The sequence below is a fragment of the Escherichia sp. F1 genome (assembly GCF_046764225.1).
GTDB classification, from domain to species: Bacteria; Pseudomonadota; Gammaproteobacteria; order Enterobacterales; family Enterobacteriaceae; genus Escherichia; species Escherichia coli.
This window is the reverse complement of sequence record NZ_CP177202.1, coordinates 1,018,975-1,041,924: the sequence shown is the minus strand read 5'-3', so window position 1 is coordinate 1,041,924 and position 22,950 is coordinate 1,018,975. Positions and strand designations below refer to the sequence as shown.

General features: G+C 52.6%; 15 protein-coding genes and 3 tRNA genes. 7 read left to right on the top strand and 11 right to left on the bottom strand.

Going from position 1 to position 22,950, the window contains the following annotated elements; translation table 11 throughout:
- The first annotated feature begins 43 nt into the window (after nucleotides 1-43).
- Nucleotides 44-775 (top strand): L-fucose operon activator, encoded by a 732-nt coding sequence (gene fucR / locus ACK8NJ_RS04975; RefSeq protein WP_000642344.1) that lies wholly within the window; start codon nucleotides 44-46, stop codon nucleotides 773-775.
- A gap of 43 nt (nucleotides 776-818) precedes the next feature.
- Here fucR and rlmM read toward each other — a convergent pair whose 3' ends face one another.
- The 4 genes from rlmM to ACK8NJ_RS04955 all read right to left on the bottom strand — a co-directional run bounded on the left by rlmM (nucleotide 819) and on the right by ACK8NJ_RS04955 (nucleotide 3,821).
- Nucleotides 819-1,919 carry a 23S rRNA (cytidine(2498)-2'-O)-methyltransferase RlmM gene (rlmM, locus tag ACK8NJ_RS04970; RefSeq protein WP_001045520.1) on the bottom strand — a complete coding sequence of 367 codons (1,101 nt, stop codon included), beginning with the start codon at nucleotides 1,917-1,919 and terminating at the stop codon, nucleotides 819-821.
- Entirely contained in the window at nucleotides 1,912-2,307 is a 396-nt protein-coding gene (locus ACK8NJ_RS04965; RefSeq protein ID WP_000203905.1) for a DUF423 domain-containing protein, read from the bottom strand. Before ACK8NJ_RS04965 ends, rlmM begins: the two co-directional genes overlap by 8 nt.
- A gap of 18 nt (nucleotides 2,308-2,325) precedes the next feature.
- Nucleotides 2,326-3,243 carry a glycine cleavage system transcriptional regulator GcvA gene (gene gcvA / locus ACK8NJ_RS04960; RefSeq protein WP_000044401.1) on the bottom strand — a complete coding sequence of 306 codons (918 nt, stop codon included), beginning with the start codon at nucleotides 3,241-3,243 and terminating at the stop codon, nucleotides 2,326-2,328.
- A 350-nt stretch (nucleotides 3,244-3,593) separates the two neighbouring features.
- Nucleotides 3,594-3,821 (bottom strand): YgdI/YgdR family lipoprotein, encoded by a 228-nt coding sequence (locus ACK8NJ_RS04955; RefSeq protein WP_000750398.1) that lies wholly within the window; start codon nucleotides 3,819-3,821, stop codon nucleotides 3,594-3,596.
- 191 nt (nucleotides 3,822-4,012) lie between these two features.
- On the opposite strand from ACK8NJ_RS04955, the gene csdA reads away from it, so the two are divergent.
- Together csdA and csdE are read left to right on the top strand one after the other, a co-directional pair.
- Nucleotides 4,013-5,218, top strand: a complete 1,206-nt coding sequence (gene csdA / locus ACK8NJ_RS04950) for a cysteine desulfurase CsdA (protein ID WP_001299106.1) — start codon at nucleotides 4,013-4,015, stop codon at nucleotides 5,216-5,218.
- On the top strand, nucleotides 5,218-5,661 hold the full coding sequence (gene csdE, locus ACK8NJ_RS04945; protein WP_000184260.1) for a cysteine desulfurase sulfur acceptor subunit CsdE: 444 nt from the start codon (nucleotides 5,218-5,220) through the stop codon (nucleotides 5,659-5,661). The genes csdA and csdE overlap by 1 nt, the downstream gene beginning before the upstream one ends.
- Nucleotides 5,662-5,711: 50 nt before the next feature.
- On the opposite strand, the gene tcdA is transcribed toward csdE, so the two are convergent.
- Together tcdA and mltA are read right to left on the bottom strand one after the other, a co-directional pair.
- Nucleotides 5,712-6,518, bottom strand: a complete 807-nt coding sequence (gene tcdA / locus ACK8NJ_RS04940) for a tRNA cyclic N6-threonylcarbamoyladenosine(37) synthase TcdA (protein ID WP_000117726.1) — start codon at nucleotides 6,516-6,518, stop codon at nucleotides 5,712-5,714.
- A gap of 76 nt (nucleotides 6,519-6,594) precedes the next feature.
- Entirely contained in the window at nucleotides 6,595-7,692 is a 1,098-nt protein-coding gene (gene mltA, locus ACK8NJ_RS04935; protein ID WP_000678646.1) for a murein transglycosylase A, read from the bottom strand.
- A 208-nt stretch (nucleotides 7,693-7,900) separates the two neighbouring features.
- Here mltA and ACK8NJ_RS04930 point away from each other — a divergent pair.
- The 3 genes from ACK8NJ_RS04930 to ACK8NJ_RS04920 all read left to right on the top strand — a co-directional run bounded on the left by ACK8NJ_RS04930 (nucleotide 7,901) and on the right by ACK8NJ_RS04920 (nucleotide 8,198).
- Nucleotides 7,901-7,977, top strand: a tRNA-Met gene (locus ACK8NJ_RS04930).
- Between the two features lie 33 nt (nucleotides 7,978-8,010).
- A tRNA-Met gene (locus ACK8NJ_RS04925) sits at nucleotides 8,011-8,087 on the top strand.
- A 34-nt stretch (nucleotides 8,088-8,121) separates the two neighbouring features.
- Nucleotides 8,122-8,198 (top strand) — tRNA-Met (locus ACK8NJ_RS04920).
- Nucleotides 8,199-8,272: 74 nt separating this feature from the next.
- On the opposite strand, the gene amiC is transcribed toward ACK8NJ_RS04920, so the two are convergent.
- Complete coding sequence (amiC, locus tag ACK8NJ_RS04915; protein ID WP_000016907.1) at nucleotides 8,273-9,526, bottom strand: N-acetylmuramoyl-L-alanine amidase AmiC; 1,254 nt, start codon at nucleotides 9,524-9,526, stop codon at nucleotides 8,273-8,275.
- A gap of 231 nt (nucleotides 9,527-9,757) precedes the next feature.
- Here amiC and argA point away from each other — a divergent pair, with 231 nt between their 5' ends.
- Complete coding sequence (gene argA, locus ACK8NJ_RS04910; protein ID WP_000237947.1) at nucleotides 9,758-11,089, top strand: amino-acid N-acetyltransferase; 1,332 nt, start codon at nucleotides 9,758-9,760, stop codon at nucleotides 11,087-11,089.
- 61 nt (nucleotides 11,090-11,150) lie between these two features.
- Here the strand turns inward: argA and recD are convergent, their stop codons facing one another.
- From recD to recC, 4 genes are all read right to left on the bottom strand, one after another.
- Nucleotides 11,151-12,977, bottom strand: coding sequence for an exodeoxyribonuclease V subunit alpha (gene recD / locus ACK8NJ_RS04905; RefSeq protein WP_001559726.1), 1,827 nt, complete (start codon nucleotides 12,975-12,977; stop codon nucleotides 11,151-11,153).
- Complete coding sequence (gene recB, locus ACK8NJ_RS04900) at nucleotides 12,977-16,519, bottom strand: exodeoxyribonuclease V subunit beta (protein WP_411962181.1); 3,543 nt, start codon at nucleotides 16,517-16,519, stop codon at nucleotides 12,977-12,979. Before recB ends, recD begins: the two co-directional genes overlap by 1 nt.
- Nucleotides 16,512-19,400 (bottom strand): pitrilysin, encoded by a 2,889-nt coding sequence (gene ptrA / locus ACK8NJ_RS04895; RefSeq protein ID WP_411962180.1) that lies wholly within the window; start codon nucleotides 19,398-19,400, stop codon nucleotides 16,512-16,514. Before ptrA ends, recB begins: the two co-directional genes overlap by 8 nt.
- A 175-nt stretch (nucleotides 19,401-19,575) precedes the next feature.
- Nucleotides 19,576-22,944 carry an exodeoxyribonuclease V subunit gamma gene (gene recC, locus ACK8NJ_RS04890; protein ID WP_411962179.1) on the bottom strand — a complete coding sequence of 1,123 codons (3,369 nt, stop codon included), beginning with the start codon at nucleotides 22,942-22,944 and terminating at the stop codon, nucleotides 19,576-19,578.
- Nucleotides 22,945-22,950 lie beyond the last annotated feature (6 nt).

Sequence of the window (22,950 nt, the reverse complement as noted above, 5' to 3'; positions counted from 1 at the left end):
GCCCGCATGACGCGGGCGGTTATCGAATGATGGGGTGAAAAATATGAAAGCGGCACGCCAGCAAGCGATAGTCGACCTGCTGCTGAACCATACCAGCCTGACCACGGAAGCTCTCTCTGAACAGCTAAAGGTCAGTAAAGAAACCATTCGTCGCGATCTCAATGAATTACAGACGCAGGGTAAAATTCTGCGCAATCATGGGCGCGCTAAATATATCCACCGTCAAAATCAAGACAGTGGCGATCCCTTTCACATCCGGCTGAAAAGCCATTATGCGCATAAAGCAGATATCGCGCGCGAGGCGCTCGCGTGGATTGAAGAAGGGATGGTAATAGCCTTAGACGCAAGTTCAACCTGCTGGTATCTGGCACGCCAGTTGCCTGACATCAACATCCAGGTCTTCACCAATAGCCATCCGATTTGCCATGAACTCGGTAAACGCGAACGCATTCAACTAATCAGTTCCGGCGGCACACTTGAGCGCAAATATGGCTGTTACGTCAATCCCTCGCTGATTTCCCAACTTAAATCGCTGGAAATCGATCTGTTTATTTTTTCTTGTGAAGGGATCGATAGCAGCGGCGCACTGTGGGACTCCAATGCCATCAACGCTGATTACAAATCAATGTTATTAAAACGCGCCGCGCAATCGTTGTTATTGATTGATAAAAGTAAATTTAATCGTTCAGGGGAAGCCCGCATCGGGCATCTTGATGAGGTAACGCACATTATTTCTGATGAGCGCCAGGTTGCAACTTCTTTGGTAACAGCCTGACGGAAAGGGTAGCAGGCCGGAGACGACGCCCCGGCCTTGCCTGTTATCGCTCGTCGCGACGACCACCCACCGCAGCCCAGATACGGCGGACGTGCACCGTCACTTCTTCGCGATCGTGATACAACTGCCGCGCCTGGATCTGAGCATTTATGCCATGTTCATCAAGCTGTGCCTGAATATACGCCAGATTGTGTGACACTTCTTCGTAGCGTTTTTTCATCGGCAGTTTGAGGTTGAAAATGGTTTCACGACACCAGCCATTAACCAGCCACTGCGCCATCAATGCCGCAACTTTCGCCGGTTTTTCAACCATATCGCATACCATCCAGGAGATATTGCTGCGCGTCGGACGGAATTTGAAACCGTCTTCCCGCAGCCACGTCACCTGTCCGGTATCCATCAGACTTTGCGCCATCGGGCCGTTGTCGACGGAATAAACCCACATGTTGCGCTTCACCAGTTGGTAGGTCCAGCCGCCTGGGCAAGCGCCTAAATCCACCGCCCACATCCCGTTCGCCAGGCGTTCATCCCACTCATCCGCAGGAATAAACACATGAAATGCCTCTTCCAGTTTGAGCGTGGAACGACTCGGCGCATCTGCCGGAAATTTCAGGCGCGGAATGCCCATATAGAACGGCGAATTATTGTTGCTGTATGAGTAACCGGTATAGCAGCAGCCTGGTGCAATAAAGAATACATGCACAACCGGACGCTTCGGCGTTTCATAGTTCGCCAGCACACCCGCATCGCGCAAGGCAGCGCGTAGCGGCACGGTGAATTTACGGCAGAATTTCAGCAACTCTTTGCTTTCGTTGGTATCGGCAACTTCAACACGCAGTTCACCGCCCTTCTCTACTACGCCCTGTAACATGCCGACAATGGGAGTAATACGATCTTCTGGCGGCAAATGCTGCAGGAGTTCCCCCACCACAAACCACTGGCGGGCAAAAATTAATGAACTGAACGGCAGCTCACGGATTAACTTATCGCCATCATCAGGTTGATAACATTCATAAATGACATAACCCGCATTCTCTTTCACGCGGGCAAAACCGAAAATTTCCCGCTGGCCGGCTTTATCGGTAATTTCTGCGGCGCACTCTTTTTCAAAGCCCGGACGGCACAGCAATACAACCTTATTCATGACTTACGCCCTTGCGCTTTAAACGGATAGCACCAACTAACATTAACGCCCAGCCCGCGAGGAAGCTCACGCCGCCAACCGGTGTGACAAATGCCCACAAACGCAGATGGGACAGCGCCAGGCAATAAAGGCTGCCGCTGAACAGCACCGTGCCTAACGCGAGGAAAACGCTACTCCAGTAAAACCAGATACTGATGCGACGCTGCATTGCCACCGCCAGACCTAAGATCGCCAACGTATGGAACGCCTGATATTCGAGACCGGTCTGGATCCAGCCCATCTCAACGGCCCCCATGGTTTTACTTAACACATGCGCGCCAAAAGCGCCCAGAGCCACAAAAATGAAGCCGCTAATGGCGGCGAAAATCAGCATAAAACGGCTGGTCATGGTCGTACCCTACGTAAATTATTGTTCATAACGAAAGCGGAATTTTTCTTGTTCAGCAGCGGCTTTCGCCAGGATCCATTGGCGAAAGGCGGCTATTTTACCCAGTTCTGCCTGGCTGTCATGACAAACCAGATAAAAAGCGTTTTTACTGACCAGTACATCATTAAACGGGCAAACAAGACGTCCGGCCTCAATTTCAGATTGCGCCATCACGTTATTTGCCAGCGCCACTCCCTGCCCGTGGATAGCCGCTTGCAGCACCATGGCGCTATGGCTAAAAATTGGCCCTTGCTGAACGTTGATATGATTTAACCCCAACTGTCGGGTATATGTCTGCCAGTCACGGCGCGACGCATCATGTAATAACGTATGTTTAGCCAGATCTTCCGGGGTCTTCAAGGGTTTTTCGCCAGTCAGCAGTAGCGGCGAACACACCGGCAATAAATATTCGGCGTACAGTTTTTCCACCCGTAGCCCCGGCCAGTTGCCCCGACCATAAAATATCGCCACATCAACATCATCCGCCAGCTTATCTTCCTGACGATCAACCGCCTGGATTCGAACGTCAATTCCCGGATAAGCTGAATTAAAGCTGGAAAGTCGCGGAACCAACCAATGAATGGCGAAACTGGGGAGTAAACTGACCGTCAACGCCCCCTTGGCGCTACGGGCCTGGAGTTTACGCGTCGCTTCGGTTAATTGCGAAAATATCTCTTTGATATCGAGGAAATAGCTTTGACCTTCCTCGGTCAGCAGGAGTGAACGATTACGGCGGCGGAACAGTTTTAGCCCCAGAAAATCCTCAAGAGACTTGATTTGATGACTTACTGCGGCCTGGGTCACAAAAAGCTCTTCTGCTGCGCGAGTGAAACTTAAATGGCGTGCTGCGGCATCAAAAACTCGTAAGGCATTTAGCGGTGGTAATCGTTTAGACATGGCTTTTAAACTTTGATGTTAAATGAATCTAACAATTAGATCACACTGTGTAACCTATTAGTTTTTTTAATCTGAGCCATTATAAATTGTCCGTTGAGCTTCTACCAGCAAATACCTATAGTGGCGGCACTTCCTGAGCCGGAACGAAAAGTTTTATCGGAATGCGTGTTCTGGTGAACTTTTGGCTTACGGTTGTGATGTTGTGTTGTTGTGTTTGCAATTGGTCTGCGATTCAGACCATGGTAGCAAAGCTACCTTTTTTCACTTCCTGTACATTTACCCTGTCTGTCCATAGTGATTAATGTAGCACCGCCTAATTGCGGTGCTTTTTTTTACCTTGCGATCGCGAATTACTGATCCAGTTCGACCATCTCTTTCACGTCGGTACGGTTGATCTGCTGTTTGTTGCCATTAGCGTCTTTATACGAAATCATACCGGTATCGTTATCAGTCTGTGGTTTGCCGTCAGAGACGATGGTACGTCCGTCATTGGTGTGCATCACATAGTTCGAACCGGAACAGGCGCTCAGGGCAAAAGTCAGCATACAGGCAGAAATAATTGCGGCAGTCTTTTTCATCATCTTCTCCTTAAAGCGATTAATAAATCTTAATAGTATTGATTAACAGGCTAAAATTAACGCCTAACACTATTCAGCATATGTTACTGACGCGGCTTCGCCAGGATATCCAGATAATTCTGATGGTTAGCCCCCTCCTTGTATCAAAGTGAATTTTGCGTCACGATCGGTGCATCAAGCCGAGGAGTACCATGAACGTTTTTAATCCCGCGCAGTTTCGCGCCCAGTTTCCCGCGCTACAGGATGCGGGCGTCTATCTCGACAGCGCCGCGACCGCGCTTAAACCTGAAGCCGTGGTTGAAGCCACTCGACAGTTTTACAGCCTGAGCGCCGGAAACGTCCATCGCAGCCAGTTTGCCGAAGCCCAACGCCTGACCGCGCGTTATGAAGCTGCACGAGAGAAAGTGGCGCAATTACTGAATGCACCGGATGATAAAACTATCGTCTGGACGCGCGGCACCACTGAATCCATCAACATGGTGGCACAATGCTATGCGCGTCCGCGTCTGCAACCGGGCGATGAGATTATTGTCAGCGTGGCAGAACACCACGCTAACCTCGTCCCCTGGCTGATGGTCGCCCAACAAACGGGAGCCAAAGTGGTGAAATTGCCGCTTAATGCGCAGCGATTGCCGGATGTCGATTTGTTGCCAGAACTGATCACACCTCGTAGTCGAATTCTTGCTCTGGGACAAATGTCGAACGTCACTGGCGGTTGCCCGGATCTGGCGCGAGCGATTACCTTTGCTCATTCTGCCGGGATGGTGGTGATGGTTGATGGTGCTCAGGGGGCGGTGCATTTCCCTGCGGATGTTCAGCAACTGGATATTGATTTCTATGCTTTCTCTGGTCACAAACTGTATGGCCCGACGGGTATCGGCGTGCTGTATGGCAAATCAGAACTGCTGGAAGCGATGTCACCCTGGCTGGGTGGCGGCAAAATGATTCACGAAGTGAGTTTTGACGGCTTCACGACTCAATCTGCGCCGTGGAAACTGGAAGCCGGAACGCCAAATGTCGCTGGTGTCATAGGATTAAGCGCGGCGCTGGAATGGCTGGCAGATTACGATATCAACCAGGCCGAAAGCTGGAGCCGTAGCTTAGCAACGCTAGCGGAAGATGCGCTGGCAAAACGTCCTGGCTTCCGCTCATTTCGCTGCCAGGATTCCAGCCTGCTGGCCTTTGATTTTGCTGGCGTTCATCACAGCGATATGGTGACGCTGCTGGCGGAGTACGGTATTGCCCTGCGGGCCGGGCAGCATTGCGCTCAGCCGCTACTGGCAGAATTAGGCGTAACCGGCACACTGCGCGCCTCTTTTGCGCCATATAATACAAAGAGTGATGTGGATGCGCTGGTGAATGCCGTTGACCGCGCGCTGGAATTATTGGTGGATTAATGACGAACCCGCAATTCGCCGGACATCCGTTCGGCACAACCGTAACCGCAGAAACGTTACGCAATACCTTCGCACCGTTGACGCAATGGGAAGATAAATATCGCCAGTTGATCATGCTGGGGAAACAGCTTCCGGCTTTGCCAGACGAGTTAAAAGCGCAGGCTAAAGAGATTGCCGGATGCGAAAACCGCGTCTGGCTGGGATATACCGTGGCTGAAAACGGTAAAATGCACTTCTTTGGCGACAGCGAAGGGCGCATTGTGCGCGGCCTGCTGGCGGTGTTGTTGACTGCCGTTGAGGGGAAAACCGCCGCCGAATTGCAGGCACAGTCGCCGCTGGCATTGTTTGATGAGCTGGGATTGCGTGCGCAGCTTAGCGCCTCACGCAGCCAGGGGTTGAATGCGTTAAGCGAGGCGATTATCGCTGCGGCGAAGCAGGTTTAAGCACAGAACCAGGTCGGATAAGACGTTCGCGTCGCATCCGACCTGATTGTTTACCCCTGACGCGCCGCTTTCGCCATCATCTTCTTCAGCGCATGAGAAACCGCAACAAAACCAAAGGTGGCGGTCACCATCGTCGCAGCACCAAATCCAGATGCACAATCCATTCGCTTTGGCCCTTCCGCCGTAGCTTTCATAGCACACACCGTACCGTCTGACTGCGGGTACACCAATGCTTCGGTAGAGAATACGCAATCCACGCCGAGCTTACCTTTACTGTTTTTCACTATGCCAAAATCGCTTTTCAGGCGCTCACGCAACTTCGCTGCCAGCGGGTCCTGAATCGTTTTCGCCAGATCGGTAACCTGAATCTGCGTCGGGTCAATCTGCCCACCCGCGCCACCGGTTGTGACCAGTGGGATTTTATTGCGCCGACAATAAGCAATCAGCGCCGCTTTGGGCCGTACACTATCAATGGCATCAATCACGTACGAATAACCCACGCTCATATACTGCGCTACGTTATCCGGCGTCACGAAATCATCCACCACCGTTACACGGCACTCCGGGTTAATCTGGCGAATACGCTCCGCCATAACTTCCGCTTTTGCCAGCCCCACGTTATCGCGCAGGGCATGAATTTGCCGATTGGTATTGGTGACGCACACATCATCCATATCGATAAGCGTGATTGCGCCAATCCCTGTGCGCGCCAGCGCTTCCGCCGCCCAGGAACCGACACCGCCAATACCGACCACACAAATATGCGCGTCAGCAAACAGTTGCAACGCTTTTTCACCATACAGACGCGCTGTGCCACCAAAACGCTGACGCCATGCATCACTAATTACCACAGACATAGCACCTCAGAATTAAAAAGGGCGAGGTTATCCCTCACCCTGTCGTATCCGTCAAAACGGTATACAGAATATCACATCAGCCGCTAAAGACGTTACCTGCGCCCGGAGCCGTTTTCAGCACCCAGACACGTCCATAGTGATTGTACCAACCTGCGCGGTGCCCGGCTTCCGGACCGATCCCTTGATAGATATCGAAGTGTTGGCCTTTGATTGCGCCACCAACATCCAGCGCCACCATCAGACGCAGTTCATACTGACCGTTGAATTTGCCGTTATTATCCAGCAGCGGCACTTCTGCCAGCAAGGTTGTACCTGGTGGGATAATGGAACGATCAGAGGCAACTGAAGCGCGACCAACCAGCGGTACTGCACTTGCTCCTTTCACCGGTGCAAAAGATTGCGGTTTAAAGAAAACAAATGAAGGATTCTGCTCAAGCAGCTCGCGAACCTCAGCTTCACTGTGTGTTTCGCCCCAGTGACGAATCGCCTGCATCGACATATCTTCTTTTTTCACTTCGCCACGGTCAATCAGCACCTTACCGATGCTGCGATAGGCATGACCGTTTTTCCCTGCATAGCTGAAAAAGTTAAGCGGACTGCCATCACCAAAGTCGATATACCCACTACCCTGCACATCCATAATGAAGTTATCCATCAGGGAGTTACTGTAAGCGAGAATATATTTATCACTCAATGCCCCCGCGTAGATCTCCGCACGAGACGGCAAACGACCACGTTTTGGCGGCATACGGTAAATAGGATACTGGAACTCGCCCTGGCGGGTATGGCGCGCCTGAATTACCGGCGTGTAATAGCCTGTAAACTGCACGTTACCATAGTTGTCGGCACCTTCCATCTGCCAGGCATCAATGCCGAACTGGCGCATATTGCGGGTATCACCGCCTGCGCGCAGCCACTCTTGCACCGCGTTATAAACATTACTCTGGTTGCCATACAGACGCGGTGACGAATTACGGATATGGTTAATTTGCTCGGCAAAATCACCGGCGTTAATCGGCGCGCCAACGGCATCTGGCTGGTTCACCAGAGAGAAAGGCTGGGTAAATTTCCCGTCTTTATATTGCTGTCCGCGATCGGTTGGTTTGGAAGAGCAGGCGGCAAGCATTGCCACAACCGTGCCCATAAGAAGGTACTTTACCCAACGTCCTTTCATTGTTCTCTTCTTCAGGTTAAAAAATAAGGCGCAACGAAGATAACAAACCGCCGCGTTTAATGAAATGAGCAGCCTCTCCCTGACGCAAATTTTGCACAAAAAATAGGCTTTAGTGATTTGTTTTTGTTCAAAATCATGCCGAATCCGTGATCGGGTTAAAAAAAAGGTTGCATGAAAACGCGAGCGGAGTATAGTGCGCATCCACGGACGCGGGGTGGAGCAGCCTGGTAGCTCGTCGGGCTCATAACCCGAAGGTCGTCGGTTCAAATCCGGCCCCCGCAACCAATTAAAATTTGATGAAGTAAAGCAGTACGGTGACGCGGGGTGGAGCAGCCTGGTAGCTCGTCGGGCTCATAACCCGAAGGTCGTCGGTTCAAATCCGGCCCCCGCAACCAATCAAAATTTGATGAAGTAATAGCAGTACGGTGACGCGGGGTGGAGCAGCCTGGTAGCTCGTCGGGCTCATAACCCGAAGGTCGTCGGTTCAAATCCGGCCCCCGCAACCAATTATTGAACACCCTAACGGGTGTTTTTGTGTTTCTGGTCTCCCATAAAAAAAGCGCCATTCAGCGCCTTTTTATCATCCCCTTCTCGCCAGCGTCGCCCCATCGGCAAAATACGCTTTAATCCCCGCAAGAATAGACTCCGCAACTTCCTGCTGGAAAGTCGCCGTTTTCAGTTTACGTTCTTCCTCAACGTTACTGATAAACGCCGTTTCGACCAGAATGGAGGGAATATCTGGTGCCTTTAGTACGGCAAACCCGGCCTGTTCAACCTGATTTTTATGCAGCTTGTTGATTTTACCGAGCTTATTCAGCACCGCTTTACCAAACTTCAGGCTGTCGGCAATGGTCAGCGACTGCACCATATCGAACATGGTGTGGTCGACATAGCGGTCACCGCTTTTGCTCACGCCACCAATCAAGTCCGAGGCGTTCTGGGTTTGTGCCAGATATTTTGCCGCAGTACTGGTTGCACCTTTGGTTGAGAGCGCAAACACAGAGGAACCGCTCGGCTGACGACTGGTAAAGGCGTCGGCATGGATAGAGACAAACAGGTCAGCACGCTGTTTCTGGGCTTTTGCTACGCGCACTTGCAACGGAATGAAGATGTCTTCATTGCGCGTCATGTACACCTTCATATTGCCCTCTTTCTCGATCAGAGAGCGCAGACGGCGAGCTATTTGCAATACCACGTCTTTTTCGCGCGTTTTGTATTTCCCCACCGCACCGGAGTCTTCGCCACCGTGGCCAGGGTCAAGCATAATGACAATCGGACGATCGCGCCCTGCTTTACCCGGTTGTGGACCACTTTGTGCTGGCGGCACCTGCTTTTCGAGGTCGCCTTTGTTGTAATCCTCCAGCAGCGCCAGCAGCGGGTCCTGCATATCCTGTGCATTGGCCGGATAGAGGTCCATCACCAGACGCTCTTTAAACCCGGCGACCGGCGCAAGGGCAAACAGCTGCGGTTTTACGTTTTGCTTTAATTCAAAAACCATGCGTACGGTTTGCGGGTCAAATTGCCCGACGCGCGCCGACTTGATGAACGGGTCGTCAGCGCGAATTTGTGCCGCCATCCCCTTGAGCACCGAGTTCAGGTTTACATCTTCGATATCCACCACCACGCGTTCAGGATTACTCAACGCGAACTGCTTATATTTCAGCTGACGATTTGATTCTACCGTCACGCGGGTGTAGCTGGACGCAGGCCAGACGCGCACCGCCACGACCTGGCTGACCGCAGCCAGGCTGACCTGACTTACGCTCAATAGCCACATGGCACCCGCGCCTTGCAGTAAACGACGACGGCTGATTGCAGTATTGGATCCTGACATGCCTCTCCCGAGCAAAAGAAATCTAAGCTGTGTAACAAGTGAACGACCAATTTGACCGGAAACTTTAGCGAAAGACGCATAATCTGTCATCTATAAAACGGTAAACATTCTTTTTATATTCACGGTATTACTGATAAAAAAGTCGCTCCCGCATAAAATTTACACTTGCACCCTGCGAAAAAACAGAATAAAAATACAATAATTTCGAATAATCATGCAAAGAGGTGTACCGTGGTAAAGGAACGTAAAACCGAGCTGGTCGAGGGATTCCGCCATTCGGTTCCCTATATCAATACCCACCGGGGAAAAACGTTTGTCATCATGCTCGGCGGTGAAGCCATTGAGCATGAGAATTTCTCCAGTATCGTTAATGATATCGGGTTGTTGCACAGCCTCGGCATCCGTCTGGTGGTGGTCTATGGCGCACGTCCGCAGATCGACGCAAATCTGGCTGCACATCACCACGAACCGCTGTATCACAAGAATATACGTGTGACCGACGCCAAAACGCTGGAACTGGTGAAGCAGGCTGCGGGAACATTGCAACTGGATATTACTGCTCGCCTGTCGATGAGTCTCAATAATACACCGCTGCAGGGCGCGCATATCAACGTCGTCAGTGGTAATTTTATTATTGCCCAGCCGCTGGGCGTCGATGACGGCGTGGATTACTGTCATAGCGGGCGTATCCGGCGGATTGATGAAGACGCGATCCATCGTCAACTGGACAGCGGTGCAATAGTGCTAATGGGGCCGGTCGCTGTTTCTGTCACTGGCGAGAGCTTTAATCTGACCTCGGAAGAGATTGCCACTCAACTGGCCATCAAACTGAAAGCTGAAAAGATGATTGGTTTTTGCTCTTCCCAGGGCGTCACTAATGACGACGGTGATATTGTCTCCGAACTTTTCCCTAACGAAGCGCAAGCGCGGGTAGAAGCCCAGGAAGAGAAAGGCGATTACAACTCCGGTACGGTGCGCTTTTTACGTGGCGCAGTGAAAGCCTGCCGCAGCGGCGTGCGTCGCTGTCATTTAATCAGTTATCAGGAAGATGGCGCGCTGTTGCAAGAGTTGTTCTCACGCGACGGTATCGGTACGCAGATTGTGATGGAAAGCGCCGAGCAGATTCGTCGCGCAACAATCAACGATATTGGCGGTATTCTGGAGTTGATTCGCCCGCTGGAGCAGCAAGGTATTCTGGTACGCCGTTCTCGCGAGCAGCTGGAGATGGAAATCGATAAATTCACCATTATTCAGCGCGATAACACGACTATTGCCTGCGCCGCGCTCTATCCGTTCCCGGAAGAGAAGATTGGGGAAATGGCCTGTGTGGCAGTTCACCCGGATTACCGCAGCTCATCACGGGGCGAGGTTCTGCTGGAACGCATTGCCGCTCAGGCGAAGCAGAGCGGCTTAAGCAAATTGTTTGTGCTGACCACGCGCAGTATTCACTGGTTCCAGGAACGTGGATTTACCCCAGTGGATATTGATTTACTGCCCGAGAGCAAAAAGCAGTTGTACAACTACCAGCGTAAATCCAAAGTGCTGATGGCGGATTTGGGGTAAGCGATGAAAATCGTCGGATGCGACATGCGTAACACTCGTGCGTCGCATCCGGCAATTACGTTTATTCCCGTGAACTAAACAACGCCGCCAGACCACTGCGCCGCTCGGTGCGCGTGGCGATTGCCGCACTTAATATGCGCTCATCGGCATACAGCGACAGACGGCGACGCGCGCGGGTCACCGCGGTGTAAACCAGCTCTCGTGTTACTACCGGCGTGCGTTGGCTCGGTAAAATCAACGCCGCATGGTCGAACTCCGATCCCTGCGATTTATGTACCGTCATCGCCCACGTCGTTTCGTGCTCTGGCAAGCGACTCGGTTGCACAGACTTAATATTGCCGTCCGGCATCGCAAACCAGACGCGCGTCCCCTGCCCACGATCCAGAGCGATACCGATATCGCCATTAAACAACCCAAGCGCGCTGTCATTACGGGCAATCATCACCGGTCGGCCTTCATACCAACGAGAGTGCGGATTACGATGAATTTTGCGCTTCTGTTGCATAAACTGCTCAATTCGCTCATTCAGTCCAGCCACGCCAAATGGCCCTTCCCGCAGGGCGCACAAAAGTTGGTACTCATTGAACGCCTGAATGATTAAATCCGGCTCGGCACGCGCTTGCAGCAGATCCAGATAACGTCCATAACCCGCAAGAGCTTCCTCAAGCATCGCAATATAATCTTCGCCGCTCTGTAAAAGCCGTTTTTCGATATCAGAAAAATCCTGCTGAAAAACGGTTTTCACTGCCGTTTTATCACCACGGTTGATCGCCGCAGCTAACTGACCAATGCCAGAATCGCTGCCGAAACGATAGCTTTTTTGCAGCAGGCAGAGACTGTCGCGCAAAGATGCCGCTTCTGTGCCAGTTCCTGACGGAACGTGAGTTCCCGTCAGGCGGCTCAACTGCCCGGCACGCTCGGCGGTAAAGCCCGCGTTGGCATAAGCGCAGATATCGCCCAGCACAGCCCCAGCCTCAACCGAGGCCAGTTGATCACGATCGCCGAGAAAGATCACTCGCGCATGATCGGGCAAGGCGTCGATCAGTCTCGACATCATAGGCAGATCGATCATTGACGCTTCATCTACCACCAGCACATCAAGATGCAACGGGTTACCGGCATGATGACGTAAACGCTGGCTACCCGGCTGCGCACCCAGCAATCGGTGCAAAGTGCTGGCATCTTCCGGAATGCGTTTCTTTTGTTCATCGGTCAGCGGTAACTGGCGCAAAGCCTTGCCGAGAGATTCGGTTAAGCGCGCGGCAGCTTTACCCGTTGGTGCAGCCAGACGGATACGGCAGCGTTCGCCGTCTGCCATTTGAATTAACGCTGCCAGCAACTTCGCTACGGTGGTCGTTTTACCGGTGCCAGGGCCGCCGGAAATCACCGAGATCCGCCGCGTCAGCGCCACTGCCGCCGCAACTTTTTGCCAGTTAATTTCATCGCTTACTGGAAAAAGTTTGTCCAGGGTTTGCGCCAGTAGAGCTTCATCAACCTCAATGGCATGATTCACTTCGTTGAAAAAGCGTGCCACTGTGCGCTCGTTACACCACATGCGATTCAAATAAAGACGATCACGACAGAGGATCATCGGCGTTGGTTCATCTCCCCGGCTGACCGCTTGTGAAGCCAGCAAGCATTCTTCCCAATTTTGTAACTCACCGATTTCACTGACACAGGTCGCCAACAGCGGATGCGACGCCTCGTTATTTTCCAGTCGTGAGAGCGGTAAACAGACATGCCCTTCTCCGGCGTCGTGGCTTAACAGGGCTGCCGCGAGGGTGACGGCAGGATGTTCATCTCCCGCCACGGTCAGGGCAAATTGCACATCCAGCGGGCGTAGCTGTTTGTGCTCCACAGCTTCCAGTAATTGCTTTTGCAATTTCATTACGCCTCCTCCAGGGTCATACCGGCAAACATCTCATCCATCAGGTCAATCAACCCGGCGTTGGGTCGGGTTGTGTAAATCCCCTGTTGCGGATGTTCTTTATCAACGCCACGCAGGAACAGATAGATAACGCCGCCAAAGTGACGATCATAGTCGTAATCAGCAATGCGATGGCGCAGATAACGATGCAGCGCCAGGGTATAAAGCTGATATTGCAGATCATAGCGGTGTGCCTGCATCGCCGCTGCCATAGCCTGTTGGGTGTAAGCCGAACTGTCTTCACCCAGCCAGTTGGATTTATAGTCGAGCAGGTAATAACGCCCTTCGTGGCGGAATACCAGGTCGATAAAGCCTTTTAACATGCCGCGTACCTGCATGAACTCCAGCGGCGGGCAGCCAGCGGATAGCGGATCAAACTGGCGAATTAGTGCATCAAGCTGGCTGGCGATGAGCGGTTCACTAATCGGCAGGTAAAACTCCATCTCCACCTGTTTATCGCGGTCGGAAAGCTGACTCAGGCTAACACCCGTTTCATTGAGAGGTGCCTGGAGGACAGCCGTGATCCACTCGGTCAACACCGGTTCCCACTGCGATTCAAAGCCGCCGAGTTCCAGTTTTTCCTGTACCCAGTTCGGGTCAACCGGCTGGGTAAAATCGAGGTCTTCAAACAAACTGTGCAAGAATGTCCCCGGTGACGCACCGCGCGGGAACTGATGCGGTGTTAACGTCGGTTCTTCAACGACGCTGACCACGCCTGCGGCATCAACATCCAGCCGTGGCATCAGATCCTGAGCGATACCGTGACCACGCTGCTGCAAACCGGAGTAGCTGGTGACACGCCAGTTATCGCCGGGCAATCGTTGTAGTGTTCTCGCATTCAGTTCTGCAGTTATAGCATCATTAACCTGCCAGGGCTGGTTATCACCAGTTTGTGCCGTTTGCCAGGCAATATCATCATCGCATAACGCTTCAATACAGGTGCGAAGCCCTGCCGCATCTTGCGGTTCCCCTTTTTGCAGCAAACGCCCGAGCGCACTTTGGTGGACGTCGGTGTCACCTTTTTTATCGCCACGACGGCGCACCAGCGGTGCAACGCCGAGACTGCAATGCCAAACCGAACGCGTCAGCGCCACGTAAAGCAAACGCAGATCTTCCGCCAGACGTTCGGCCTCCGCGAGATCGACACTTTCTGGCGCAGCGTTAAGATCCAGAACAGCCTCAAACGAGTGGCGATCGTGATAGAACGCCTGATCCTGGACGCGGAAATTGGTAATAAATGGCAACCAAACCAGCGGATATTCCAGCCCTTTTGATTTATGGATCGTGACAATCTGCACCAGATGTTTATCACTTTCGAGGCGCATTTGTTGGCTGGAGGCATTACTGTCTGGCTCGAGGATATGTTGCGATAACCAGCGTACCAGCGCATGTTCACTTTCCAGCTGCGTTCCGGCTTCTTGTAGCAGTTCGCTGATATGCAATATATCGGTAAGACGCCGCTCACCGCCTGCTGTTGCCAGCAAGTTTTCTGCAATGTTACGCGCCGACATCAGCGCCCGCAGCATCGGCATAACGCCACGTTTGCGCCAGATTTGCCGATAACCATCGAACTCTTCGACTACCGCATCCCACGCATGTTCGTCATTATTCAGCGTTTCAATATCCAGCGCATTCAGCCCCATCATTGACGTTGCCAGCGCACTGCGCAGGGTGTTCTCACGTTCGGGAGTCATCACCGCCTGCAACAGCCAAAGCATCTCCTGCGCTTCCAGAGTTTCAAAAACACTGTCGCGGTTCGAAAGGTAAACGGAAGGGATTTCCAGCAGCGTTAAGGCATCGCGCACCTGAGCGGCCTCCTGGCGGCTGCGCACCAGCACACTGATGTCCGAAGCACGCACCGGACGCGCGTCGTCGCCGTTCATCAGCAACGCTTCGCCCCGCTGTCCGGCTTGTAGCCAGTCGCGGATTTGCGCAGCACATACCTGCGCCATGGTACTTTGATAGTCGCCAACGCCGCAGCTTTCGCCTTCCATCAGCCACATTTTCATCGCAGGCTGCGTTTCACCTTTAAACATAAAACGTAACGCCTGATTTTTCCCGGCTGATTTCACTGGAATAAACGGTATTTCGCGAAACATGAACGCGTCATCAGTCTGACTGAAAAGCTTATTCACGCTGTTCACCATTCCTGGTGCGGAGCGCCAGTTGGTATCTAAGGTGTAGTGGGCGTGAACTTCGCTACGCGCCTTCATATAAGTGAAGATATCCGCACCCCGGAATGCATATATGGCCTGTTTCGGGTCGCCAATCAGCAACAATGCGGTTTCCGGCTGATGATGCCAGATACGGCGAAAAATTCGGTACTGCTGGGGGTCGGTATCCTGAAATTCATCGATCATTGCCACCGGGAATCGCGTACGGATCGCCGCTGCCAACACCTCGCCGCTTTCGCTACGCAGCGCAGAATCGAGCCGACTTAACATGTCATCAAAACCCAATTCGCCACGGCGGCGTTTTTCACGCGCTACTGTTTCGCGGATCTCAGCCAATGCGCGGGTTATCACCAGATCGCGGATCGACAATGGTTCTGCAAGCAGTTGATCGATCGCCTCAAACAGTGGATGTCGCGGGGTTTCCCCCCCGGCTTTCGTGCGATCTTCTAAGAAACGCTGAGAGAATTTTTCCAGCGACTCCGGTAACTGATAACTGTTGGTCTCTTCTTCTGCCCAGGCGCTGATCTTCTCGATCCATTTAGCCTGATTGCTACGGTTAAACTTGCGTCGATCAATACCAGAAGATTCGATCAGCGCATCCAGTTCACCCACCGCGTCGCGCCACTGCTGTTTTACCGTATCAATACGCGCCACAATTTGCGCGTGGCGGGAAGCCAGCGTTTCATCATCGGGCGGCGGCGCTTTGATAACCGGCGCTTCGCCTTGCAGATAACGATTAATATCGCGCAGTAACGCCTGCGGCCCTTTCCAGGTTTCAAAGACGACCTGGGCAATTTCACGCGGCAGCGGGTAGCAGTGGCGACGCCAGAAATCGGCGCAGGCCTGGTAACGTAGCAGAGACTCATCTTCAATCAGCTGCTGCTCAAACAGCATGCCGGATTCAAAGGCATTCAGGTTGAGCATGCGCTGGCAAAAACCGTGAATAGTAAAGACTGCCGCTTCATCCATCTGCCGTTCGGCTAACAACAACCACTGCGCGGCTTGCGCTTTATCGTCGATCTCTTCCAGCAGGCGTTCGTACAGTGGATTGTCGGTGGTTTCACGCAGACAGGCGATGCGCAACTCGTGGATATTGCTACGGATACGACCGCGCAATTCTGCCGTGGCAGCCTCGGTAAAGGTGACCACCAGCAGTTCTTCAACGGTCAGCGGGCGGGGAAAGGCGGCAGAACCGCTTAGTCCAAGTAACAGGCGCAAATAGAGCGCCGCAATCGTAAAGGTTTTGCCTGTGCCGGCAGAGGCTTCAATCAGGCGCTCGCCCTGTAAGGGCAAGCGCAAAGGATCTAGTGTCTCGGCGACATCACTCATTCTTTTCACTCATCAGGGGCATTGTTTGCTGCAACGCGCTGACGTTCTCCCACACTTTCCAGCCTTCAGGATGCACATATTCGGCTTTCCCGTTCTGGCTGCCGGAAATCTGCGACAGAATAGCCATGCCTTGCGGCTCGACCACCGCCTGATGGAAGAAATCAGCAAGTTTTTGCGGCGTCAGCAGTTTTATCTGGGCCACGATTTTATCACGCGAATCGAAGCGCATATTGCCGCGATCGAAATCTTTACTTAACTTCGATGCTTCTTCGCCGAGCGTTTGCGGTGCCTGCAGCATCTGGGTTATTACCGCCTGCTGGATTTGCGCAAACTCTTCTGGCTTCATCGTCCGCAATTTTGCCTCTGCGGTTGGGAAAAACGCCTTGTAACGCTCCCACAAGAATGAAGGCTGTTTATCATTGCTTTGCAACAGGAAGCCCATACCCCACTGACGTCCCACGCTCATTGGAAACGCAAACACGGCATAGCCCAACTGTTCTTCGGTACGCAACTGATTGTAGAACCACGGCTGTACGATCTGCCCCAACAGAGAGCTATAGGCTGAGCTGGTGTATTCATCGTAGCCAGTCGGTACAAATACCGCTGCCAGTGCGGAGTCGGTACTGTTACCGGCTTTTTCAAAGATGACGGATTGTTTTTTATCGACCACGACATCTTTGTTACGACACCACTCCGAACCATCAGCGCCCAACTGTTTTTGCACATCGCGTGCCAGCGTTGTTGCCTGGGCTTCGGTCAAGTTGCCAATAACCATAAACTCTGGTCGAGCCCCTGATTTTAAGGCGTCGCGATAGGCCAGCACCTCTTTCAAAGTGATTGAAGGCAAAATTTTGCGCCGTTCATCTCGCGAGAAGTACGGCACTTGCGAGAGCATCTGCGCGGGCATAATCGCCTGCTCGAACGCTTTGCCCTTTTCTGCGGAATCCATCATCTGGTTATACCAGGACTTCGCCTGCTCAAGCTGATCTTCCGTAGCGGTATAGCTAAAGTAGCCCTCCAGCAGAGCCTGGAACAGCTGCGGCAGGCGCTGGGTGTAACCATTGGCATTAACCATAAGGCCGTTGTTAGCATTGGTGGAAAAACTAATGCCACCAACCGACGCCTGGTTGCTTAACTGATCAAGCGCTAGCCCTGCGAGATAATCATTGAGCGCAAACATCACCTGATTACGGGCGCTATCCATGGCTTTCGGGTTACGCAAAATCAGGCTGACATCAGCTTTGGGTTCGCTGGCAAAATAACGGCTTGGCGCATACACCACGCGCAGATTCGACTCATCAACAATCAGCTCTGGGTGGTCATATTTCTTCTCTGACTTAATCAGCGAGAAATCGTCAGGAATATAAGGGTTAAGCTCTGGCAAAGAGAGCACAATGTCGGCGGCTTTTTTCTGCCAGTCAGCGAAAGTTTGTGCGCTAATTTTATCTACCTGATACGGCGCATCGACAAAGTAAGCCGTTTTGTTGTGCGGCTCTTTCGGGCTGATATACCAGATACGCGCATTCTGCGGCGTCATCATCGCCAGGCGTTCTTTTACTGCTTTAGCGTCGTACCGATCGGCAATATTGACTGCATCCAGCGTATGCTCAACAGGAACGCGAATCATGGTATCTGCCAGCCATTCGACGTAATCCATATCACGGGTGATTGACGGATAACGGAAGTCGATATCCAGCACATTCGCCAGTTCATTGAAGTATTGTTTATCGATCCCTTTTTCACGTAACAGATTGAGGTAGCTAAAAATGGCCGCCACAACCTGATCGCGATTCGCCAGACCTTTATCGGTTAAAGAAGCAGAGATCGCTAATACGCCGCTGTTGCCGTTGACGATAGGATCGGAGTTGGCGCTAATGCCCTCAACTAATCCCTGCTTTTGCAGCCAGTCAGAAAGTGTACCTGGGCTGCGATTACCAATCAGATAGGTAATCAATTCATCCGTTTTACTACGGAACTTCGCTGAATTGTTATCGATGCGAAACTCAACGCGCAGAACTTTACGCGGCAGCGCCGGGACGTAATGAATGATAATGCCCTTTTGCGCGTCGGTGACTACCGGCACGGTGATTTCCGGTTTTTTGCTCTCTTTGTTCGGCACGCGACCAAAGGTGTCCGCCGCCATTTTTGCCAACTCCGGCAGCGGTTTATTGCTGTAAATAACCGCCTTCATCAGATTGGCAGAGTAATATTTCTCGTGAAAATCTTTCAGCGCCTGCTGTACCGGATTTCCGGGTTTGTCGCTTAAAGTTTCGAGGTTACCACCAGAAAACTTTGAACCGGGGTGTGCCGGGTTAATGGTTTCTGCGCTGACCTGTGCCATGCGCATCCCGTCACGCGTACGCGCCATGGTTAATTCGGCATTCACTGCATTACGTTCACGTTCGGCGTATTTCTTGTCGAGCAAGGGTTCTGCAATAGCGTCCGCCAGGCGGTCTACCGCACCGGGCAAGGCGTCGTTCTCAACTTCCAGATAGAAAGCCGTGCGATACGGTGCCGTGCTGGCATTGTGACTGCCGCCGTGCATTTTGAGATATTCGGCCAGACTGTCAGCCTGCGGGTACTTTTTCGACCCCATCAGACTCATATGTTCAAGGTAATGTGCCAGCCCCTGGTACGCCTCGGGATCTTCCAGCGACCCAACGGGCACTACCAGCGCCGAGAGCGATTTAACCGCCTGCGGATCAGAAACCAGCAAGACCACCATACCGTTATCCAGACGTATAGCCTGATACTGGCGGTTATCTTTATCACTTTTACGGATGGTTTCCTGAATCGGCTGCCATCCCGTTTCTGCCTGACTTAAGGGTGCCCAAAGGGCAACAAACAACAATAATGCTTTGAACCAGGTGCTGCTGGGCATTCACGGACCTCATAATCAACTTTATTTTCTGGCCAGATTCAACAGGTTAACGCAAATCATCTGCCAGAATTTAATCTTGTGCTGCACGAGTCAGCCTATGTCTATATATCCATCAGTCCGTGACTGGTGCGCATCATAAAGCAAGCAGATATATTGCGCAATTTTTATACAGCACTCATGACTGATTAAAGCGAAACAGCGGTAACAGGAAACGTTGCGACTGTTCAACGATGGCCTCCATTGTCTCTGGTGTTAATTGCCGCCAGAGCCGTTGATACCAGATATCATCACCTTCGCCACGCACCATCATGTTGCCTTCGTAAGCCTGAAGGAATTTCGTACGGGCTTTTTGTAACGTGGAATCGTCATCCAGCATGGCATCGTTTTGCGCGTCATAACAGGTTTTTAGCCACGCGCCGCCACTTTCAGGTAACACCAGCAATGGCGCGGACATTCCTTCACGATACCCCTCAATCAGTTGTGAGAGGTAATGCAATGCCTGTTCGGCTGCAAGCGGCGGAAAACGCCACTCGCCGTCTTTGCGTAGAAAAAGGCGACTTTCACCATTACCACCGCTGGCACAGTAGACAAGGTGTTCCAGCCAAAGTTGCATTCCCTGCGCCACACTTAATAAAGAGGGACGCCAGCGCAACAGGCCATCCGGCTGCACCTGCGGCAACCAGCCAGTTATCTGCACACCGTTGCAGGCGAGATCAATTTCCATACTCTGCCCCGGCTGGCGACAGGCAATGACTCTGTCGGCAAGCTGCTGCATCTCCTGGCACTGTGTTTCCCAGAAAATTTCACCAAAAGCGCCATACGGTAAATCCCCTGCCGCCCGGAAGCGGCGGAACAAGCGTTCGGCATCATCCTGCTCAACCAGTGCATTCAATAACTGCTGATTGATTTGATAACGGCTAAGCCCTTCCAGAATAAATGGCTCGGTGTCGGGGATTTCGCTGTCTTCAGTACGGAAGTTCACCTGCAAACGCATCTGGAAGAACGCCCGTACCGGATGTGCCCAGAATCGTTGTAGCGTTTCCAGCGGCACGGTTTCCGGTAAGGTAAACGGCAGCGGCTGAACAAATTCAGAATGTGCTTTACCAGCCTGGCTGGCCGCAGGTAGCCATTCACGAGCATAGCTTTGTCGTTCGCCTGGCTGGTAGTTTTGCGGATCAAACGGCATCCGGGTATGGAGGCAAGTAAGATGCGCTTTTACCCTTGCCTCGCTTTCATCACAGTTGAGCGCTTCATCGCCCGGTAGATAATGGCTTTGCCCGATGTAGTCGATCAGTTCCTGCACCAGTACCGACGGGAAACGTTCACTGTTATCCTGAATAGAACGCCCGATATAGCTGATATAGAGTTTTTGCTGCGCGGAAATTAACGCTTCCAGGAACAGATAGCGGTCGTCATCGCGACGACTACGGTCGCCACGCTTCGGTTTCTGGCTCATCAGGTCAAAGCCCAATGGCGCAAGCTGGCGTGGATAAACGCCGTCGTTCATTCCCAGCAGGCAAACCACTTTGAATGGGATGGAACGCATTGGCATCAGAGTACAAATGTTAACCGGTCCGGCGAGAAAACGCTGGCTGATACGTTCCTGATCCAGGCGCTGTGCCAGTTCATCACGCAATAGTGACAGCGGCACCGCGTCGCCATACTGCGCACCTAAACCTTCGGCGATAATCGCCTGCCATTGTTGTTCGATCAGCGTCATCGCCGCTTCGGTTTCCGCATCCGGCAGGAAGAAGGCGTTGAGCATATCGCGACAAACCGGCAACCACTCTTCCAGCGGACGCTCCTGCGCCAGCCCGCGACGCCAGATGTTTAGCTGCATTAGCAGTGAAGCCAGATGCCCCACCAGTTCTGCAATTAAGCCGCTCGATTCATCATAAGGTAGAACCGATTGCCACTCGCCCTGCGCGCTCTCCATCGCGTAGCCCAGCAACATACGCGTCAGGCCAAACCGCCAGGTGTGTTGTCCGGTGGCGGGGAGTTCCAGCTCGCGAACGTTGTCGTCATCTATCCCCCAACGAATGCCGGATTCGTTGACCCACTGGCGTAAATAACGCAGCCCTTCTTCGGTGATGTCAAACCGCGCCGCCAGCACCGGCACATCCAGCAGCGCCAGCACATCCTCTGACACAAAGCGACTGTCAGGCAGTGATAACAGGCTGATAAACGCTTCCAGTACCGGATGTGACTGCCGCGCCCGACGGTCGGAAATGGCGTAAGGCAGGTAACGATCCGCAGGTGCGCTACCAAACACAGCCTGAATAAACGGACTGTAGCTGTCGATGTCGGCCACCATCACGATGATGTCGCGCGGAGTGAGTGTCGGGTCTTCCTCCAGCATCGCCAGCAGGCGATCGTGTAAAACTTCAACTTCACGCTGCGGGCTATGGCAAACGTGAAAGGTGATACTGCTATCCAGTGGATCAAGCGGGCGTTTGTTATCGCTACGGGAAAACTCTTCGATGTTTACACCAGCAACGGCGCGGTTTTCCAGTTCCAGAATGTCAGACTGAATGTTATGCAGCAGGTTATCTGGCGTAACATCGACAAAAGCGTCCAGCTCCTGGCTGCTCTCCAGATCAGAAAGGAGATAAATGTAGTCGCGCCCAAGCTTGCCCCATGAGGCCAGCAGCGGGTTGCCGACATCCTGTTCACCATCGCTGTTAAAGAGCTGCCCGGCATTTTCGCTGTCGCGAAATAGCGGTAATTCGCGATCTTCAAAACTGTGTCGGCGCTGGCGAGTCAGTAGTTTCGCCAGATAAGCAGGATCTTTAATGTCGCCCCAGTAATAACGGCAGGGGTTGGTAAACAGGAGATGGATTTCAATATGTTTACCCAGCGCCTGTAGCGCCTGGAGATAAACAGGCGGTAACGCGGAAATACCGCATATAAAGACGCGCGAAGGTAACCCCGGCGGGCAGGTCGTCGCGGACTCCAGCGTTTCGATAAAGCGCTGATAAAGATTGGCGCGGTGCCAGCGCGGTTGCCCGAGTTCGTCGGTATATTCCACCAACGCCTTCCACAACGGCGCTTGCCAGGCCTGCGCCTCTCCCAGCCCTTCAACCAAATGTCCTGTTTCCCACTGTGCCAGCCAGTCCGGACGATAGACCAGATACTGGTCAAACAGGTCCGCCGCTTTTGAGGAAAGCTGGAACAGTTTTCGCTTGTCGCTATCGTCAGTCAGATAATGCCGCAACAGGGTAAAGTCTTCGCGATCCAGCAATTGCGGCAACAGAGTCATCAGTTTCCAGCTCATGCTCTGTTTGTTAAAGGCGCTCTCTTTGGGGATCTCCGGTAACACCCGGACGAACATATCCCAGATAAAGCTCGCTGGCAGCGGAAAATCAATGTTTGCCGCAATACCAAACTTTTGCGACAGGGTCATTTGCAGCCACTGTGCCATACCGGTACTTTGCACCAGAATCATCTCTGGTTCGAAAGGATCGTCCAGCCGTTCGCGTTCGACAATAAACTCCATCAACGCTTCCAGCACATCCAGACGATTGGAATGGTAGACCCTTAACATAGCGGC

Excerpts from the sequence above, each read along its gene's own strand:
- recD (WP_001559726.1), bottom strand. The coding sequence starts at position 12,977 with ATGAAATTGCAAAAGCAATTACTGGAAGCTGTGGAGCACAAACAGCTA.
- ACK8NJ_RS04965 (WP_000203905.1), bottom strand. The coding sequence starts at position 2,307 with ATGACCAGCCGTTTTATGCTGATTTTCGCCGCCATTAGCGGCTTCATT.
- fucR (WP_000642344.1), top strand. The coding sequence starts at position 44 with ATGAAAGCGGCACGCCAGCAAGCGATAGTCGACCTGCTGCTGAACCAT.
- ACK8NJ_RS04955 (WP_000750398.1), bottom strand. The coding sequence starts at position 3,821 with ATGAAAAAGACTGCCGCAATTATTTCTGCCTGTATGCTGACTTTTGCC.
- recC (WP_411962179.1), bottom strand. The coding sequence starts at position 22,944 with ATGTTAAGGGTCTACCATTCCAATCGTCTGGATGTGCTGGAAGCGTTG.
- ptrA (WP_411962180.1), bottom strand. The coding sequence starts at position 19,400 with ATGCCCAGCAGCACCTGGTTCAAAGCATTATTGTTGTTTGTTGCCCTT.
- tcdA (WP_000117726.1), bottom strand. The coding sequence starts at position 6,518 with ATGTCTGTGGTAATTAGTGATGCATGGCGTCAGCGTTTTGGTGGCACA.
- recB (WP_411962181.1), bottom strand. The coding sequence starts at position 16,519 with ATGAGTGATGTCGCCGAGACACTAGATCCTTTGCGCTTGCCCTTACAG.
- amiC (WP_000016907.1), bottom strand. The coding sequence starts at position 9,526 with ATGTCAGGATCCAATACTGCAATCAGCCGTCGTCGTTTACTGCAAGGC.
- gcvA (WP_000044401.1), bottom strand. The coding sequence starts at position 3,243 with ATGTCTAAACGATTACCACCGCTAAATGCCTTACGAGTTTTTGATGCC.
- csdE (WP_000184260.1), top strand. The coding sequence starts at position 5,218 with ATGACGAACCCGCAATTCGCCGGACATCCGTTCGGCACAACCGTAACC.
- rlmM (WP_001045520.1), bottom strand. The coding sequence starts at position 1,919 with ATGAATAAGGTTGTATTGCTGTGCCGTCCGGGCTTTGAAAAAGAGTGC.
- mltA (WP_000678646.1), bottom strand. The coding sequence starts at position 7,692 with ATGAAAGGACGTTGGGTAAAGTACCTTCTTATGGGCACGGTTGTGGCA.
- csdA (WP_001299106.1), top strand. The coding sequence starts at position 4,013 with ATGAACGTTTTTAATCCCGCGCAGTTTCGCGCCCAGTTTCCCGCGCTA.